At 65.0% G+C, this 15,840-nt stretch carries 18 protein-coding genes; 8 read left to right on the top strand and 10 right to left on the bottom strand.

Annotation, left to right across the window (positions count from 1 at the left end):
• Nucleotides 1-55 precede the first annotated feature (55 nt).
• From IB273_RS13015 to IB273_RS12995, 5 genes are all read right to left on the bottom strand, one after another.
• On the bottom strand, nucleotides 56-1,207 hold the full coding sequence (locus IB273_RS13015) for a tetratricopeptide repeat protein (RefSeq protein ID WP_151187811.1): 1,152 nt from the start codon (nucleotides 1,205-1,207) through the stop codon (nucleotides 56-58).
• Nucleotides 1,200-1,505, bottom strand: a complete 306-nt coding sequence (locus IB273_RS13010; RefSeq protein ID WP_081519338.1) for a lipopolysaccharide assembly LapA domain-containing protein — start codon at nucleotides 1,503-1,505, stop codon at nucleotides 1,200-1,202. Before IB273_RS13010 ends, IB273_RS13015 begins: the two co-directional genes overlap by 8 nt.
• Before the next feature lie 33 nt (nucleotides 1,506-1,538).
• On the bottom strand, nucleotides 1,539-1,823 hold the full coding sequence (gene ihfB, locus IB273_RS13005) for an integration host factor subunit beta (RefSeq protein WP_015478091.1): 285 nt from the start codon (nucleotides 1,821-1,823) through the stop codon (nucleotides 1,539-1,541).
• A 198-nt stretch (nucleotides 1,824-2,021) separates the two neighbouring features.
• Nucleotides 2,022-2,621 (bottom strand): FMN-dependent NADH-azoreductase, encoded by a 600-nt coding sequence (locus IB273_RS13000; protein ID WP_151187813.1) that lies wholly within the window; start codon nucleotides 2,619-2,621, stop codon nucleotides 2,022-2,024.
• A 141-nt stretch (nucleotides 2,622-2,762) separates the two neighbouring features.
• A complete protein-coding gene (locus IB273_RS12995; RefSeq protein ID WP_081519336.1) occupies nucleotides 2,763-3,077 on the bottom strand; it encodes a 3-phosphoglycerate kinase in 315 nt (104 codons plus the stop codon).
• 55 nt (nucleotides 3,078-3,132) lie between these two features.
• On the opposite strand from IB273_RS12995, the gene IB273_RS12990 reads away from it, so the two are divergent.
• The 4 genes from IB273_RS12990 to IB273_RS12975 all read left to right on the top strand — a co-directional run bounded on the left by IB273_RS12990 (nucleotide 3,133) and on the right by IB273_RS12975 (nucleotide 7,382).
• Entirely contained in the window at nucleotides 3,133-4,059 is a 927-nt protein-coding gene (locus IB273_RS12990; RefSeq protein WP_081519335.1) for a LysR family transcriptional regulator, read from the top strand.
• A gap of 31 nt (nucleotides 4,060-4,090) precedes the next feature.
• Nucleotides 4,091-4,882, top strand: a complete 792-nt coding sequence (locus IB273_RS12985; protein WP_081519334.1) for an alpha/beta fold hydrolase — start codon at nucleotides 4,091-4,093, stop codon at nucleotides 4,880-4,882.
• Between the two features lie 29 nt (nucleotides 4,883-4,911).
• The gene (locus IB273_RS12980) at nucleotides 4,912-5,472 is read left to right on the top strand and encodes a peptidylprolyl isomerase (protein ID WP_225601650.1); all 561 of its coding nucleotides are present in this window, start codon (nucleotides 4,912-4,914) and stop codon (nucleotides 5,470-5,472) included.
• A 77-nt stretch (nucleotides 5,473-5,549) separates the two neighbouring features.
• Nucleotides 5,550-7,382 carry an ABC transporter ATP-binding protein gene (locus IB273_RS12975; RefSeq protein ID WP_081519332.1) on the top strand — a complete coding sequence of 611 codons (1,833 nt, stop codon included), beginning with the start codon at nucleotides 5,550-5,552 and terminating at the stop codon, nucleotides 7,380-7,382.
• Between the two features lie 133 nt (nucleotides 7,383-7,515).
• Here IB273_RS12975 and IB273_RS12970 read toward each other — a convergent pair whose 3' ends face one another.
• Genes IB273_RS12970 through zwf form a run of 3 tightly spaced genes read right to left on the bottom strand, consistent with a single transcriptional unit; the run spans nucleotide 7,516 to nucleotide 10,353 of the window.
• Nucleotides 7,516-8,163, bottom strand: a complete 648-nt coding sequence (locus IB273_RS12970; protein ID WP_081519331.1) for a bifunctional 4-hydroxy-2-oxoglutarate aldolase/2-dehydro-3-deoxy-phosphogluconate aldolase — start codon at nucleotides 8,161-8,163, stop codon at nucleotides 7,516-7,518.
• 17 nt (nucleotides 8,164-8,180) lie between these two features.
• Nucleotides 8,181-8,897, bottom strand: coding sequence for a 6-phosphogluconolactonase (gene pgl, locus IB273_RS12965; RefSeq protein ID WP_192224218.1), 717 nt, complete (start codon nucleotides 8,895-8,897; stop codon nucleotides 8,181-8,183).
• The gene (zwf, locus tag IB273_RS12960) at nucleotides 8,884-10,353 is read right to left on the bottom strand and encodes a glucose-6-phosphate dehydrogenase (protein ID WP_151187816.1); all 1,470 of its coding nucleotides are present in this window, start codon (nucleotides 10,351-10,353) and stop codon (nucleotides 8,884-8,886) included. Before zwf ends, pgl begins: the two co-directional genes overlap by 14 nt.
• 186 nt (nucleotides 10,354-10,539) lie before the next feature.
• Here zwf and IB273_RS12955 point away from each other — a divergent pair, with 186 nt between their 5' ends.
• Entirely contained in the window at nucleotides 10,540-11,397 is an 858-nt protein-coding gene (locus IB273_RS12955; RefSeq protein WP_081519328.1) for a MurR/RpiR family transcriptional regulator, read from the top strand.
• 58 nt (nucleotides 11,398-11,455) lie between these two features.
• On the opposite strand, the gene def is transcribed toward IB273_RS12955, so the two are convergent.
• Nucleotides 11,456-11,995 (bottom strand): peptide deformylase, encoded by a 540-nt coding sequence (def, locus tag IB273_RS12950; protein ID WP_081519327.1) that lies wholly within the window; start codon nucleotides 11,993-11,995, stop codon nucleotides 11,456-11,458.
• Nucleotides 11,996-12,235: 240 nt separating this feature from the next.
• Here def and IB273_RS12945 point away from each other — a divergent pair, with 240 nt between their 5' ends.
• The 3 genes from IB273_RS12945 (at nucleotide 12,236) to IB273_RS12935 (ending at nucleotide 14,937) form a co-directional block, all read left to right on the top strand.
• The gene (locus IB273_RS12945; protein ID WP_151187818.1) at nucleotides 12,236-12,790 is read left to right on the top strand and encodes a magnesium transporter; all 555 of its coding nucleotides are present in this window, start codon (nucleotides 12,236-12,238) and stop codon (nucleotides 12,788-12,790) included.
• A gap of 225 nt (nucleotides 12,791-13,015) precedes the next feature.
• Entirely contained in the window at nucleotides 13,016-14,446 is a 1,431-nt protein-coding gene (arcD, locus tag IB273_RS12940) for an arginine-ornithine antiporter (protein WP_081519325.1), read from the top strand.
• Between the two features lie 77 nt (nucleotides 14,447-14,523).
• Nucleotides 14,524-14,937 carry a DUF5064 family protein gene (locus IB273_RS12935; protein ID WP_192224217.1) on the top strand — a complete coding sequence of 138 codons (414 nt, stop codon included), beginning with the start codon at nucleotides 14,524-14,526 and terminating at the stop codon, nucleotides 14,935-14,937.
• A gap of 5 nt (nucleotides 14,938-14,942) precedes the next feature.
• Here IB273_RS12935 and IB273_RS12930 read toward each other — a convergent pair whose 3' ends face one another.
• On the bottom strand, nucleotides 14,943-15,779 hold the full coding sequence (locus IB273_RS12930) for a S1 RNA-binding domain-containing protein (protein ID WP_081519323.1): 837 nt from the start codon (nucleotides 15,777-15,779) through the stop codon (nucleotides 14,943-14,945).
• Between the last annotated feature and the right edge of the window lie 61 nt (nucleotides 15,780-15,840).

The raw sequence follows: 15,840 nt of genomic DNA, 5'->3' as shown, positions 1-15,840 counted from the left end.
TCCAGTACCTGCAGAACCTGACGCCTACGGCGTCTTCCATGTTTGAGCGAGCGCGTCAGAGCGGCGAAATGACCGGCCGCAGAGCATTCCAAGCGTGACAACTGGGACATTGCCAGTGCAGTTCGCGACCGGCAAAACCGCACTTGCCGCATCGATAGCGCGGCATTGTCTTATACAACCCGATGATTATTGGAGCGATTTTTCCCGTCGCCGAGTCTTTTTCAGTGTCGTTTCCCACCACTTCCAGGTATTCGCCCACGCCTTGCCAGGAGGGATGGCGCTCCACTCGCTCCAGCAGGCTTTCGCGCCAGCTGGAAGAACGCCCTGGCTGATCGCTTTCAGCCAACAACGCGAGGATCGCCGGAGGCACTTCCTCCCCCCCTGCCAGCTCGCGCAAACAGGCCAGCACCTCGGGCCGGGCAAGGCCGTCGTGGCGACGCAGCAGGGGCACTATCTCGCCCAGGAAGGCCTTGGCATCGCTCGCCAGCTCGCCGATGGTAGCGACAGCAGCGGCCGGATCCTTGCGCCACAACTCGCAGTCCAGCCGCATCAGCAGAGCGCGTACGCAGCGCTTGTCGACGCGACGAGCCTCGCGCAGCAATTCCTGCATGGCACTGCGATCCCCGGTCTTGCCTTTCTCCTGAGCGAGCTCGCAGTAATAGTTGGCCAGCGCGGCGCTCAGCTCGGGGCGGCTCGGTACCAGCCGGGCGGCCAGTTCGATGGCGCGCGACCAGTTCTTCTCGCGTTCGCAGATCAGCCGCTGCTCGTCGAGCGCCTCGAGAGAGATGGGCTCATCACGCTGCCGAGTCAGTTCGTCCAGCAACTCCTCGGCACTGCCGAGCAAGCCGCCAGCGATGTAGTCACGGGCCAGTTCCAGGCGTACTTGCGCCACCAGTGAGCCATCCTCGCCAGCGCGACCCAGCAAATCCTGGTGGATGTGGATGGCCTTTTCGATATCGCCGCGACGGCGGAACAGGTTGCCAACGTGCAGGTGACTTTCGAGCGTTTCCGGGCTGACGACCAGGCCCTGGGAAAGGCTTTCCAGCGCGTCGTCGGAATGTCGCTCCAGCAGATTGTGCATGCTGTGGACGCGCGCCCGGAGGTTCGATTCGGGCGCTGGCTGGGTGCGGGAAAGCGAGCGACGCCCCATCCACCAGCCGATGGCCAGGGCGCAGAAGAAGAACAGCGTGGCAATGACGCTAGGCATGGTCCGTCAGCGACTTTTCACGCAGCGCGTCATTCTCCTTGCGGAAACGGGTAACTTCGGAGCGCAGCCCGGTCATGCGGACGTGCGTCTTCGCGCGGAAGGGAATGCTCAGCAGCAGGCCGATCACGCCGCCGACGATGAAGGCAAGGGAGATGAAGACCACCAGCGGCCACTGCGGCGACTGCCAGCCGAGGAAGGTCAGCTGCGCGGGCTGCAGGTTTTCAAGGACGAAAACCACGACGACGGCGGCCAGGACGACCAGCGCCAGAATCAGCAGGAAACGTTTTGCCCGAAGCATGGACACTCCTTCTTGAAGACGGATACCCCGGGGTCACTCGGGTTCGTTGACGCGGTCGCGCAGCTCCTTGCCGGGCTTGAAGTGCGGGACGAACTTGCCGTCCAGGCGCACGGACTCGCCAGTCTTCGGATTACGGCCGGTGCGCGGCGCACGGTAATGCAGCGAGAAGCTACCGAAACCCCGGATTTCGATGCGATCCCCAGTGGCCAGAGCCTGGGACATTTGCTCAAGCATGGTCTTGATCGCCAGCTCCACATCCTTTGCGGAAAGCTGCCCCTGATGGGTGACGATTCTCTCGATCAACTCCGACTTGGTCATGGTTTTCCCTTCTTTTTCAAGCGGCTAGATCAGCTCTAGGTTCTTTTAGCATGCTGGTCATGCTTTGAACAGCCCGAACGGAAAGGATGTGTTTTCATCCGGTCAAGTAGTTGGCAAATAAAAAATGGCCGATCCCCGGGAGGCGATCGGCCACGGTCGCGTCCAGGAGCGGAAGGACGCGCAAGGGAGAAAAGCAGATCAGGCGATGGCGGCGAGCTGAGCCTTGGCCTTGGCCAGGCCCTTCTCGGCGAATTCACCGCCCATGTTCAGGCCCTCGGCATGGATGAAGGTCACGTCGTGGATGCCGACGAAGCCCAGCGCCTGGCGCAGGTAAGGCTCCTGGTGATCCAGCGCACCGCCGGCGTAGACGCCACCGCGACTGGTCAGGACGAAGGCGCGTTTGCCGGTGAGCAGGCCCTGCGGGCCGGTCTCGGTGTACTGGAAGGTGACGCCGGCGCGCAGCACGTGGTCCAGCCAGGACTTCAGGGTGCTGGGGATGGCGAAGTTGTACATTGGCGCAGCCAGGACCAGCACGTCGGCAGCCTGCAGCTCGGCGGTCAGTTGGTTGGAGCGTTCCAGCGCGGCGCGTTCGATCTCGCTGTGCTCCTGCGCCGGCTTCATCCAGCCACCCAGCAGGTTGGCGTCCAGGTGCGGCACCTGTTCTACGGCCAGGTCGCGGACCTGGATGTCGTCGGCCGGGTGGGCGGCCTGCCACTGGGCGATGAAATCGCGGGTCAGCTGGCGGGAAACGGAACCTTCCTGACGGGCACTGCTTTCGATAACCAGAACGCGGGACATGGACTGGACCTCCATCGGTCGCTGAATGTGTCGATGGAGGCCATCCTAAAGATGAACAAATCGATAAAAAAGCGTAAATAGTCGCTTCTAATTATCGAATAAATTGATTTCTTGCGTGACTGCTTCTAGGCTTGGAGGAACTCAGGAAGGGTTACAGGTCAGCTTGATGCGCAGCTTGATCACTGCGCGGCTGAAGCTGGAAGTCAGGTTGGCCTCCTTGCCAGGTGCAATGGTCGCCTTGCGCACATGCGGTGTCTCGGGACCGTTGACGAAGACCGCGGTGCAGGTCACCGGCTGCTGGCCGCCGTTGCGCAGGAGGATCGCCCCCATCTGGTCGCCGATATCCTGGGTCTCGATGTCCATCTCGGTGCCATTGAGGCTCTTCTGCACTTCGATGGGATAGGCCAGGGCGGTCAGCGGCAACATGGCCAGAACGGCACAACAGAATTTTTTCATGGCGGTCTCTTGTTGGTCTTCTGCGGACCGCCAGAGTAGACAAGAGGAAGCGAGGATGAAAGCGCCCCGCGTTACCCTGGATCAGTGGAGAACCCTGCAGGCCGTGGTCGATCACGGCGGCTTCGCCCAGGCGGCCGAAGCCCTGCACCGTTCGCAGTCGTCGATCAGCTACACCGTGGCGCGTATGCAGGAGCAGCTCGGCGTGCCGCTGCTGCGCATCGACGGACGCAAGGCCGTGCTCACCGAGGCCGGTGAAGTACTGCTACGCCGCTCGCGGCAACTGGTGAAATCCGCCGGCCAGCTGGAAGAACTGGCCCACCACATGGAACAGGGCTGGGAGCCGGAAGTGCGCCTGGTCGTCGACGCCGCCTACCCCACCGTGCGTCTGGTGCGTTCGCTGTCGGCCTTCATGCCACAGAGCCGCGGCTGCCGCGTGCTGCTGCGCGAAGAGGTGCTGTCGGGTGTGGAGGAAGCGCTGGTGCAGGGCCACGCAGACCTCGCCATCAGTGGCCTGAACATTCCCGGCCACCTGGGCGCCGATCTCTCCATCGTCGACTTCGTCGCTGTCGCCCATCCCGATCATCCGCTGCATCGCCTGCAACGCGAGGTCACCCACCAGGACCTGGAAACCCAGATGCAGGTGGTCATCCGCGACTCCGGCCGCCTGCAACCGCGCGACGTCGGCTGGCTCGGCGCCGAGCAGCGCTGGACCGTCGGCAGCCTCGCCACCGCCGCCACCTTCGTCAGCAACGGCCTGGGCTTCGCCTGGCTGCCGCGGCACATGATCGAGCGCGAACTGCGCGACGGGCAGCTCAAGCCGCTGCTGATGAAACAGGGCGGCGTGCGCGAGAGCCGCTTCTATCTTTACCCGAACAAGGAAAAGCCCCTGGGCCCGGCCACGCAGATCCTCGTGGAACTGCTGACCACCTTCGCCAACGTGCCCCTCGACGCCCATTTCGCCGCCCCGGAAAGCCCGGCCTGAAGCCACAGCCCGCACGAACAAGGAGCTCGTCATGCCGTTCTTCGACCACGCCGGTCACCGTCTGCACTACGAGGAAAGCGGACTCGGCACGCCGGTGCTGCTGGTGCATGGGCTCGGTTCCAGCACCCGCGACTGGGAATACCAGGTGCCGGAGCTGGAGAAACGTCATCGGGTGATCGCCCTCGACGTACGTGGCCACGGCCAGTCGGACAAACCGCGCCAGCGTTACAGCATCGCCGCCTTCGCCGAGGACGTGATCGCCCTGCTCGATCACCTGGGCCTTGGCCGCGTGCATCTGGTGGGCATCAGCATGGGCGGCATGATCGGCTTCGAACTGGCTACCCGCTGGCCGGAGCGGCTGAACAGCCTGACCATCGTCAACAGCGCCCCGGAAGTGAAGCCACGCAGCCTGCGCGAGTACCTGGAAGTGGCGCGCCGGCTGTTCCTCGCCCATGTGCTGGGCCTGGACACGGTGGGCAAGGCGCTGGGCAAGATGTTGTTCCCCAAGCCCGAACAGAGCGACCTGCGCCGCAAGATCCAGCAGCGCTGGCCGCAGAACGACAAGCGCGCCTACCTCTCCAGCCTGCACGCCATCATCGGCTGGGGTGTGCAGGAACGCCTGGCGCGCATAACCTGTCCAACCTTGGTGATCAGCGCCGATCGCGACTACACCCCGGTCTCGCTCAAGCAGGCCTACGTCGGGCGCATGCCCAACGCGCGCCTGGTGGTGATCGAGGACTCGCGCCACGCCACGCCGCTGGACCAGCCGGAAAGATTCAATACCACCCTGCTCGACTTCCTCGAGCAGGTCGACCATCCCTAGAACCTTCAGGAAACATCCGCCAAATGACCCTGTTCAAACGCTTCCTGCTCGCTGCCTGCTCCCTGGTCCTGGCCGGCTCGGCAATCGCCGCCGACGCCAACAAGCCCCACGTGCTGCTGTCCACCACCTCGGGTGAAATCGAAATCGAGCTGTACGCCGACAAGGCGCCGATTTCCGTGAAGAACTACCTGTCCTACGTCGACAGCGGCTTCTACAACGGAACCATCTTCCACCGCGTGATCCCCAACTTCATGATCCAGGGTGGCGGCTTCACCGAAGCCATGAAGGAGAAGGACACCCAGGCGCCGATCAAGAACGAGGCCGACAACGGCCTGCTCAACGAGCGCGGCACCCTGGCCATGGCCCGCACCAGCGACGTGAACTCCGCCACCAGCCAGTTCTTCATCAACCTGACCGGCAACGACTTCCTCAACCACGGCGCCCGCGACTTCGGCTATGCGGTATTCGGCAAGGTCGTGCGCGGCATGGGCGTGGTTGACCAGATCGCCGGCGTGAAGACTGGCAACAAGGGCATGTTCCAGGACGTACCGACCACCCCGGTGGTCATCCTCTCCGCCAAGCGTCTGTGATTCTGCGCAACCACGGCTGACGGAGGCCATTCAAGGCGAGCCCGGGACGGGCTCGCCAACACAACCCGAGAGCCATCATGCTTTACCGTCGTTTCGAGCGTCTGATCGATCCCTTCCGCGACGTCCCCGAGCGCATGCCGCCTTCCGACGTCGTCCGCTTCTACGTCTACTACCTGCGCCAGGTCTGGCCGGTCTTCCTCGCCCTGCTCTTCGTCGGGCTGATCGTCGCACTGATCGAAGTCGCGCTGTTCAGCTACCTGGGGCGCATCGTCGACCTCGCCCAGGGCACCGCCCCCGCTGACTTCTTCACCGTACACGGCCGCGAGCTGATCTGGATGGCCGTGGTCGCACTGGTCCTGCGTCCGGTGTTCAACGGCCTGCACGACATGCTGGTGCACCAGAGCATCAACCCCAGCATGACCAACCTGATCCGCTGGCAGAACCACCGCTATGTGCTCAAGCAGAGCCTGGGCTTCTTCCAGAACGACTTCGCCGGGCGCATCGCCCAGCGCATCATGCAGACCGGCAACTCCCTGCGTGACTCCGCCGTGCAGGTGGTCGACGCCATCTGGCACGTGCTGATCTACACCATCAGCGCCCTGGTGCTGTTCGCCGAGGCCGACTGGCGCCTGATGATTCCGCTGGTGCTGTGGGTAGTCGGCTACGTCGGCGCGCTGGGCTACTTCATTCCGCAGGTGAAGCAACGCTCGGTGATCGCCTCGGATTCCCGCTCGAAACTCATGGGTCGGATCGTCGACGGCTACACCAACATCACCACCCTCAAGCTGTTTGCCCACACGCGCCAGGAAGAGGACTACGCCCGCGAAGCCATCGACGACCAGACCCGCAAGGCCCAGCGCGCCGGGCGCGTGGTCACCTCGATGGACGTCACCATCACCATCTTCAACGGTCTGCTGATCGCCGGCACCACGGGCCTCGCCCTGTGGCTGTGGACCCAGTCGCTGATCTCGGTGGGTGCCATCGCCCTGGCCACCGGCCTGGTCATCCGCATCAACAACATGTCCGGCTGGATCATGTGGGTGGTCGGCGGCATCTTCGAGAACGTCGGACAGGTGCAGGACGGCATGCAGACCATCGCCCTGCCCCGCCAGGTGACCGATGCGCCGGACGCCAAGCCGCTGGTGGTGAAGCACGGCGAAGTGCGCTTCGATCAGGTGAACTTCAGCTACGGCAAGGGTGGCGGCCTGATCAGCGGCCTCGACCTGACCGTGCGCCCCGGCGAGAAGATCGGCCTGGTCGGCCCCTCCGGCGCCGGCAAGTCGACCCTGGTGAACCTGCTGCTGCGCCTCTACGACCTGGAGGGTGGACGCATCCTGATCGACGGCCAGGACATCGCCCACGTGACCCAGGAAAGCCTGCGCGCGCAGATCGGCATGGTCACCCAGGACACCTCGCTGCTACACCGCTCGATCCGCTCCAACCTGCTCTACGGCCGCCCGGATGCCGGCGAGGCCGAGTTGCAGGACGCGATCCAGAAGGCCCGCGCCTCGGAGTTCATCCCGCAGCTGAGTGATGCCGAGGGCCGCTTCGGCCTGGACGCCCACGTCGGCGAGCGCGGCGTGAAGCTCTCCGGCGGCCAGCGCCAGCGCATCGCGATCACCCGCGTGCTGCTCAAGGACGCGCCGATCCTGATCCTTGACGAGGCCACCTCGGCGCTGGATTCGGAAGTGGAAGCAGCGATCCAGGAAAGCCTGGAGACCCTGATGCAGGGCAAGACCGTGATCGCCATCGCCCACCGCCTCTCGACCATCGCGCGCATGGATCGCCTGGTGGTGCTGGAGCATGGCCGCGTGGTCGAGAGCGGCAGCCATGCCGAGCTGCTCGCCCACGGCGGGCTCTATGCGCGGCTGTGGCGGCACCAGACGGGCGGGTTCGTCGGGGTGGATTGAATCCGGAGCCACACTGCAGGAGCGTGCCATGCCCGCGATCGCGCCCATGGGGCGCTCCTACAGGGTGCGCCGCTTTATCCAGCGCGCATAAAAAAGCCCGGCACAAGGCCGGGCATGTCCAGATCAGGACAGCTCAGTGTGTGTCCAGCAGCGCCAGTGCCTCGCGGCTCAGGCGCTCGACCGTGGCCCAGTCGCCGCTGTCGATGGCGGCCTTGGGCAGCATCCAGCTGCCGCCCACGCACATCACGTTGGCCAGCCGGTAGTAGTCGTTGAGGTTGTCCGGGCCGACGCCGCCGGTGGGGCAGAAACGCACCTCCGGGAACGGCCCGCCGAAGGCCTTGAGCGCTTCCACGCCGCCGGCGACCTTCGCCGGGAACAGCTTGAAGCGGCGCAGGCCATGACGGTACGCCGCCATGATTTCCGAAGCGGTAGCCACGCCGGGCAACAGCGGCACCGGGCGGGTCACCGCGTACTGCAGCAACTCGTCGGTGCAGCCGGGGGTGACGATGAACTTCGCCCCCGCCTCTTCCGCCTGGGCGAAGGTTTCCGGGTCGAGCACGGTGCCGGCGCCGACAATCAGCTGCGGGCGCTGCTCGCTCAGCTGGCGAATCGCGGTGAGGCCCAGCGACGTCCGCAAGGTCACTTCCAGAACGGTGATGCCGCCGGCTGCCAGAGCATCCGCCATGGGCAGAATGTCCGCCTCGCGGTCGATGGTGATCACCGGCAGGATGCGAGCACGCTGCGCGAGGGCATCGATCTGCTGGATGTGTTGTTCAGACATTGCGGTAACTCCGTGCGTCAAGGGCACCAGTGGATCGAAAGAGGCGAACGCAGGAACGCATTGATGGGCATGCGCTGGTCGTCGTTGTCGCTGAGCGCCTGGCTCAGGGTGGCGAGCTTGGACTCGCCCTGGATGGCCAGTATCTGCACCCGCGCGCCCTGCAGCACGGCGCGCGTCAGGGTCAGGCGCTGGTGCGGTACGGTCGGCGCCCACATCGGCAGGCAACGGCGCGTGCCGGCCGGGTCGAGCGCCTCCACCAGGTTGGTGCTGCCGGGGAACAGCGAAGCCGTGTGGCCATCGTCGCCCATGCCCAGCACCAGCACATCGATGGGCAGCATCAGTTCATGCAGGCAACGATCGGCCTTGTCGGCCGCTTCTTCCAGGCTGGCTGCCGGCTGGTAGATGCCGATGAACTGCGCCTTGGCTGCCGCGCCCTTGAACAGGTGACGACGCAGCAGGCCGGCGTTGCTGTCCGGATGCGACTCGGGCACCCAGCGCTCGTCGGCAAGGCTGACGGCCACTTTCGACCAGTCCAGCACGGCGCCACTCAGGGCTTCGAGAAAAGCCACCGGGCTGCGCCCGCCGGACACCACCAGCAGCGCGCGGCCGCGTTCGATCAATGCCTCGCGCAGCGCATCGGCTACCGCCTCGGCCAGGCCGCGAGCCTGCTCGGCGGCGTTGTTCCAGGTCTTCCAGGCCATGCCTTCAGCCAGTTGGGGTTCAAAGATCGCCATACCAGTCCCTCCCGTCGCGTGCGATCAGGGCAACCGAGGCCTGCGGTCCCCAGCTTCCGGCCGGATAGGGCTTGGGCTCCTCGCCCAGGCGCCCCCAGCCGTCGATCAGGCCGTCGCACCATTTCCAGGCGGCCTCGATCTCATCCTTGCGGACGAACAGGTTCTGGTTGCCTTGCGTGACTTCCAGCAACAGTCGCTCGTAGGCATCCGGCGTCCGGGCGGTCTGGAAGGTTTCGGAGAAATTCAGTTGCAGCGGGCCGGTGCGCAGTTGCATGCCCTTGCCCAGGCCCTGGTCCTTGGTCATCACCTGCAGGGAAATGCCCTCGTCCGGTTGCAGGCGGATGATCAGCCGGTTGCTGATCAGCGAGCGCTGCTCCGGGGCGAAGATGTAGTGCGGCGGTTCCTTGAAGTGGATGACGATCTGCGAGTGCTTCTGCGGCATGCGCTTGCCGGTGCGCAGGTAGAACGGTACGCCGGACCAGCGCCAGTTGCGGATGTCCACGCGCAGGGCGACGAAGGTCTCGGCATCGCTGTTGGGGTTGGCGTTTTCCTCGGCGAGGTAGCCGGGCACTGCCTTGCCATCGATGTAGCCGGCGGTGTACTGGCCACGCACTACGCGGGTTGCCAGCTGTTCGGGGGCAATGGGCTCCAGCGCGCGCAGCACCTTCACCTTCTCGTCACGGATGCTGTCGGCGGTAAGGTCCGCCGGCGGGTCCATGGCGATCAGGCAGAGCAGTTGCAGCAGGTGGTTCTGCACCATGTCGCGCAGCTGGCCGGCCTTGTCGAAGTAACCCCAGCGGCCTTCGATGCCAACCTTCTCGGCTACGGTGATCTCCACGTGGGAGATATGGTTCTGGTTCCACTGGGTCTCGAACAGGCTGTTGGCGAAGCGCAGCGCGATGAGGTTCTGCACCGTCTCCTTGCCCAGGTAGTGGTCGATCCGGTAGATGCGGTTCTCGGGGAAGAAGCGCGCCACCGCGTCGTTCACCGCGCGGGACGATTCCAGGTCGTGGCCGATGGGCTTTTCCAGGACTACCCGGGTGCGCTCGGCGAGGCCGGCGGCAGCAAGGTTCTCGCAGATACCGCCGAATACCGAGGCGGCGGTAGCGAAGTAGGCGACCAGGGTCTTCTCGTCACCCACAAGCTCAGCCAGCGCCTGGTAGGAACCGGCATCGAGGAAATCCATGCTCAGGTGATGCAGGCGCGCCTGGAAGCGGGCCCAGACGGTTTCGTCCCACTCCTTCGCCGGCACGGCCTGGCGCAGGCGGCTCTCGATGGTCGCCAGGGGGGCTTCACTGGCGCCGTCGTCGCGGGCCAGCGCGAGAATGCGGGTGTCGCGGTGCAGCAGGTCTTCACGGTCGAGCTGGTAGAGCGCCGGCAGCAGCTTGCGCAGGGCGAGATCACCCAGGGCGCCGAACAACGCGAGGGTGCAGGGCAGAACACGGACTTCAGGCATTTGTTGTTACCAACCAAATTTTGGACGATAGTTAGCCTTCTACGCCGGCATTAAGACAAATATGTAGTAATTAAACAACATATTTTTGCCGCTTCGCGCCGTTGTTGGTCGCCTGCCGGCCTGACGTTAGGATAGCGCCGCTGGCCGCACCTACCCGGCCAACCGTCGATTGCCCAAGGAGCACGGATGAAAAACCTGCTGGAGCAGATCCAGAGCCGTCTGGAAGAGCTGAACAAGGCCGAGCGCAAGGTCGCCGAAGTGATCCTGCGCGACCCGCAGCAGGCCACGCGCTTCAGCATCGCCGCGCTGGCCCAGGCCTCCAGCGTCAGCGAGCCGACGGTGAACCGCTTCTGCCGTTCCTTCGGCATGAGCGGCTACCCGGAGCTGAAGATCCAGCTGGCCCAGAGCCTGGCCAGCGGCGCGGCCTTCGTGACCCAGGCGGTGGCCGCCGACGACGGCCCCGAGGCCTACACGCGCAAGATCTTCAGCAGCACCATCGCCTCGCTGGACAGCGCCCACAAGGTGCTCGACCCGAAGCTGATCGACCGCGCCGTGGACCTGCTGATCCAGGCCCGGCAGATTCACTTCTTCGGCCTCGGCGCTTCCAGCTCCGTGGCGCTGGACGCCCAGCACAAGTTCTTCCGCTTCAACCTCGCGGTCTCGGCGCAGAGCGATGTGCTGATGCAGCGGATGATCGCCTCGGTGGCGCACACCGGCGACCTGTTCGTGGTGATCTCCTACACCGGGCGCACCCGCGAGCTGGTGGACGTGGCGCACCTGGCGCGGCAGAACGGCGCCTCGGTGCTTGGCCTGACCGCCGCCGACTCGCCGCTGGCCCGCGCCAGCACCTTGAGCCTGGACATCCCGCTGCCGGAGGACACCGACATCTATATGCCGATGACTTCGCGGATCATCCAGCTGACCGTACTCGACGTGCTCGCCACCGGCGTGACCCTGCGCCGTGGCGTGGACTTCCAGCCGCACCTGCGCAAGATCAAGGAGAGCCTGGTGCCGACGCGCTACCAGCTCGACGAGGAAGACTGAACGCCGCCGCTCCCGCAGTTAGAATCCTGCGCCTGCCTCTGACTCGATTCGTGCCTGATCAGTCATCCGCGCCCGGATCGAGCCCCGGGAACAGCACCTCGGTAAAGCCGAACTTGCTGAAATCGGTAATGCGCGATGGGTACAGGCGGCCGATCAGGTGGTCGCACTCGTGCTGCACCACGCGGGCGTGGAAGCCGTCCACGGTGCGGTCGATGGGCTGGCCCTGCGGGTCGACGCCCTGATAGCGGATGCGCTGGTAGCGGTTCACCGCACCGCGCAGGCCCGGCACCGACAGGCAGCCTTCCCAGCCCTCCTCCAGCTCATCGCCGATGGGCGTGATCACCGGGTTGAGCAGGATGGTCGGCGGCACCGCCGGCGCGTCCGGATAGCGCTCGCTGCGCTCGAAGCCGAAGATCACCAGCTGCAGGTCGACACCGATCTGCGGCGCGGCGAGGCCTACACCACCGACGTGGTGCATGGTCTCGAACATGTCGTCGATCAGTTGCTGCAGCTCGGCGCTGCCGATCATCGACTCGGGCACCGGTGGGGCGATGCGCAGCAGGCGCTCATCGCCCATCTTGAGAATCTCGCGGATCATCTCGGCCTCGTTCGCCGTTGCGTGAAAGCGGCATGCTTCCAATGAGAGCTGCATCCTCGGCCCCCGCAACCGGTCTTGGCAACCCCGCGACCGCCGGGCAGCGCCCCGGAGCCCGCAGCGCCGCGGTGTTAGACTGATCTGCGACGACAACCATCGAACGACGGATATTTGCCGAATTTCACGGCAGATGGCGGTCGAACCCTGGGGGGAACTTTCATTCCGAGGGGCGTGAGGTTCGTCATGAACAGGCATTACTACATCAGCGACAACCTGGACGACCTGGAGCAGGTCGAGCAGGAACTCTCCGAAAGCGGCATCGGCATCGAGCAGATGCATGTGCTCAGCGACAGCGACGCGGAACTGCAGGAGCACCGCCTCCACGAAGTGCCCTCGATGATGAAGAAGGACGTGGTGCACTGGGGCAAGATCGGCCTGATGATCGGTGCCGCGCTGGCCGTGCTGGTACTGGTGGTCGGCTACCTGAGCGGCTGGACGCAGACGGCGGCCGGCTGGATTCCGGTGGTCTTCCTCGCCGCGGTGCTGCTGGGCTTCAGCCTGTGGGAAAGCAGCTTCTTCGGCCTGCAGCGCCCCAGCGGCGACGTGCGCCGCTTCCAGGACAACCTGCATGAAGGCCGCCACGTGTTCTTCGTCGACGTGAAGCCCGAGCAGGAACCGGTGCTGGACATGGTGGTGCGCCATCACCCGCGCCTGGAGATCGCCGGCTTCGGCAGCGCCATGCCGGCCTGGTGGCTCTCCGTCGAGCAGGCCTGGAACCGCTTCCGCCACATGATGTGATGCGCACCGGCCGCGCGCCGGTGGTTATGCGGACCCTCCCCTCCGCGCCCGTGCGGCCAGCGGCCTGGCAGTTGTGCGCCGCGCAGAGCACTGTTGGCAGGACGAGAATGGCTGCCGTTCAGGAATCATTCAGAAACCGTTAGCTTGCTATTGATACATGTCAGCCGCGCGCCTCCGGTCGACCTCGAAACTATTCGAGTTCCCCATTACTCAGGAGGCTGGGACATGTCTTCATCGCCCAACCAGAAACTCGGCCTGGCCGCGCTCACCGCCCTGGTGGTCGGCTCCATGATCGGCGGCGGCATCTTCTCGCTGCCGCAGAACGTCGCGAAAAGCGCCAGCCCCGGCGCCGTGCTGATCGGCTGGGCCATCAGCGGCATCGGCATGCTGATGCTCGCTTTCGTCTTCCAGAGCCTGTCCAACCGCAAGCCGGAACTGGACGCAGGCGTCTACGCCTACGCCAAGGCCGGCTTCGGCGACTACATCGGCTTCAACTCGGCCTGGGGCTACTGGATCAGCTCCATGCTCGGCAACGTCAGCTACTTCGTGCTGATCTTCAGCGCACTGGGCTACTTCTTCCCGGTGTTCGGCGAGGGCAACACGGTCATCGCCTTCGCCTGCTCTTCCCTGCTGCTGTGGGGCCTGCACTTCCTGATTCTGCGCGGGATCAAGCAGGCCGCCTTCATCAACCAGGTCACCACGGTCGCCAAGGTCGTGCCCATCGTGCTGTTCATCCTGATCGGCCTGGTGGCATTCGACATGGACCTGTTCACCGCCGACTTCTGGGGCCATGGCCACGTCGATTTCGACAGCGTGATGAGCCAGGTGCGCAACATGATGCTGATCACCGTCTGGGTGTTCATCGGCATCGAGGGCGCCAACCTCTACTCGGGCCACGCGAAGAAGCGCTCGGACGTCGGCACCGCCACGGTGATCGGCTTCGTCTCGGTGATGGCGCTGCTGGTGCTGGTGAACGTGCTGTCCATGGGCATGATGAGCCAGGCGCAACTGACCGGCCTGCCCAACCCGTCCATGGCCTATGTGCTGGAGCACGTGGTCGGCCACTGGGGCGCGGTGCTGATCATCTCCGGGCTCGTCGTCTCGCTGTTCGGCGCGCTGCTGGCGTGGATCCTGCTCAGCGCGGAGATCATGTACGCCGCCGCCCACGACCACACCCTGCCGAAGTTCCTCGCCCGCGAGAACGACAAGGACGTGCCGGTGAACGCGCTGTGGATGAGCAACGCCACGGTGCAGGTGTTCCTGGTGGTCACCCTGTTTGCCGCCAGCACCTACACCAGCCTGGTGTACCTGGCCGCGTCCATGGCGCTGCTGCCCTACCTGTTCTCCGCCGGCTATGCCGTGCTGCTGAGCCTGCGCGGGGAAGGCTACGAAGGCCTGCTGCGCGAGCGCCGCAAGGACCTGGTAATCGGCACCATCGCCCTCATCTACAGCCTGTGGCTGGTGTATGCCGGCGGCATGGACCACCTGCTGCTCTCGGCGCTGCTCTACACCCCGGGCGTGGTGCTGTTCATCATGGCCAAGCGCGAGCGCGGCGAGCGCGTGTTCAGCAAGGCGGAATGGCTGATCTTCGCCCTCCTGCTGGCCGCGACCCTGGCCGCCGGCTACGGTCTGTATGCGGGTCAGCTGAGCCTCTGAGGTGCAGCGCCGATGCCCGCGGCTCAGGCCGCGGGCTTTTGCTTTCCAGGAGAAATGGCTGACTTCAGGAGAAGAGAATGAGCACACCCACCGAGGTCACTATCCATTCCAGCACCGGCCTCGACCGCCAGCAGTACCGCATCCGCCTGAGCTACACGGTGGAGAACGCCGCCAGCCGGGATGCGCTGGTGAAGTTCGAGCTGGACGGCGAGATCGACGGCCAGCCATTCAAGGATGGCTTCGACCTGCCCGGCGACCTCGCCTTCAATTTCGCCGGCAGCGCCACGCGCATCCTGCGCCGCCACGGCCTGCGGGTCTGCCGCGGGCCGGTGCTGCGCTTTCGCAGGGAACATGACCGGGTGTTCGACGACCTGCGTCGTCGGCTGAAGGCAGAGCCAGGCACGCCGGTCGACCTGCAGCGCATGGGCTCGCTGGCCCCGGCCGAACCACGTTGCGCGGTGGCCGAGTCCATAGTCCGCGGGCGCGGTTGAGCCGGTCAGACCAGTTCGATACCGTCGTCGTGGATGACGATCAGGCCCTGTTTGAACAGGCCGCCGATGGCCTTCTTGAAGTTGCCCTTGCTGACGCCGAACTGCTGCGCGATCAGGTCCGGCGGGCTCTTGTCGCTGAGCGCCAGCTGGCCGCCAGCCTCGCGCAGGGCCTTGAGGATCTGCTCGCTCAGCGCATCGGACAGGCCGGCGCCAGCCGGCTGCAGGCTCAGGCTGATCTTGCCGTCGGCGCGCATTTCCTTGATGTAGCCGGTCTCGCGCAGGCCATTGCGCATGAACTTGAAGACTTCGTTCTTGTGGATCAGGCCCCAGTGCTTGCCATCGATGATGGCCTTGTAGCCCAGGTCGGTGCGCTCGACGACGAGCAGGTCCACCTGCTGGCCGGCCTTGTAGTTGGCTGGGACATTGTCCAGGTAGCGGTCCAGGCGCGCGGTGGCGGTGATGCGACGGCTGCGCTCGTCGAGGTAGACGTAGACCACGCAGTAGTCGCCGACCTGCAGCGGGCGCTTCTCTTCCGAGTGCGGCAGGAGCAGGTCCTTGGGCAGGCCCCAGTCGAGGAACAGGCCAACGCGGTTGACCTCCACCACCTTCAGGCTGGCGAAGCCGCCGACCTGCACCTTGGGCTTCTGGGTGGTGGCGATCAGGCGGTCTTCGCTGTCCAGGTAGATGAACACGTTGAGCCAGTCACCCACTTCGGTAGGTTCGTTCTTCGGCACGTAGCGCTTGGGCAGGAGGATTTCGCCGTGGCTCTCGCCATCCAGGTAGAGACCGAAATCGGTGTGCTTGGCCACCTGCAACGAATTGAACCGACCTATGACTGCCATGACGCTTACCTCGTGAACGGGGCGGGCATTCTACGCGCATTGGCGCGTTATGGCTGCCGCC

The sequence above is a fragment of the Pseudomonas sp. PDM19 genome (assembly GCF_014852215.1).
GTDB lineage: Bacteria > Pseudomonadota > Gammaproteobacteria > Pseudomonadales > Pseudomonadaceae > Pseudomonas.
Note: the sequence above shows the minus strand (reverse complement) of the source record. Positions and strands in the feature narration are given on the sequence as shown.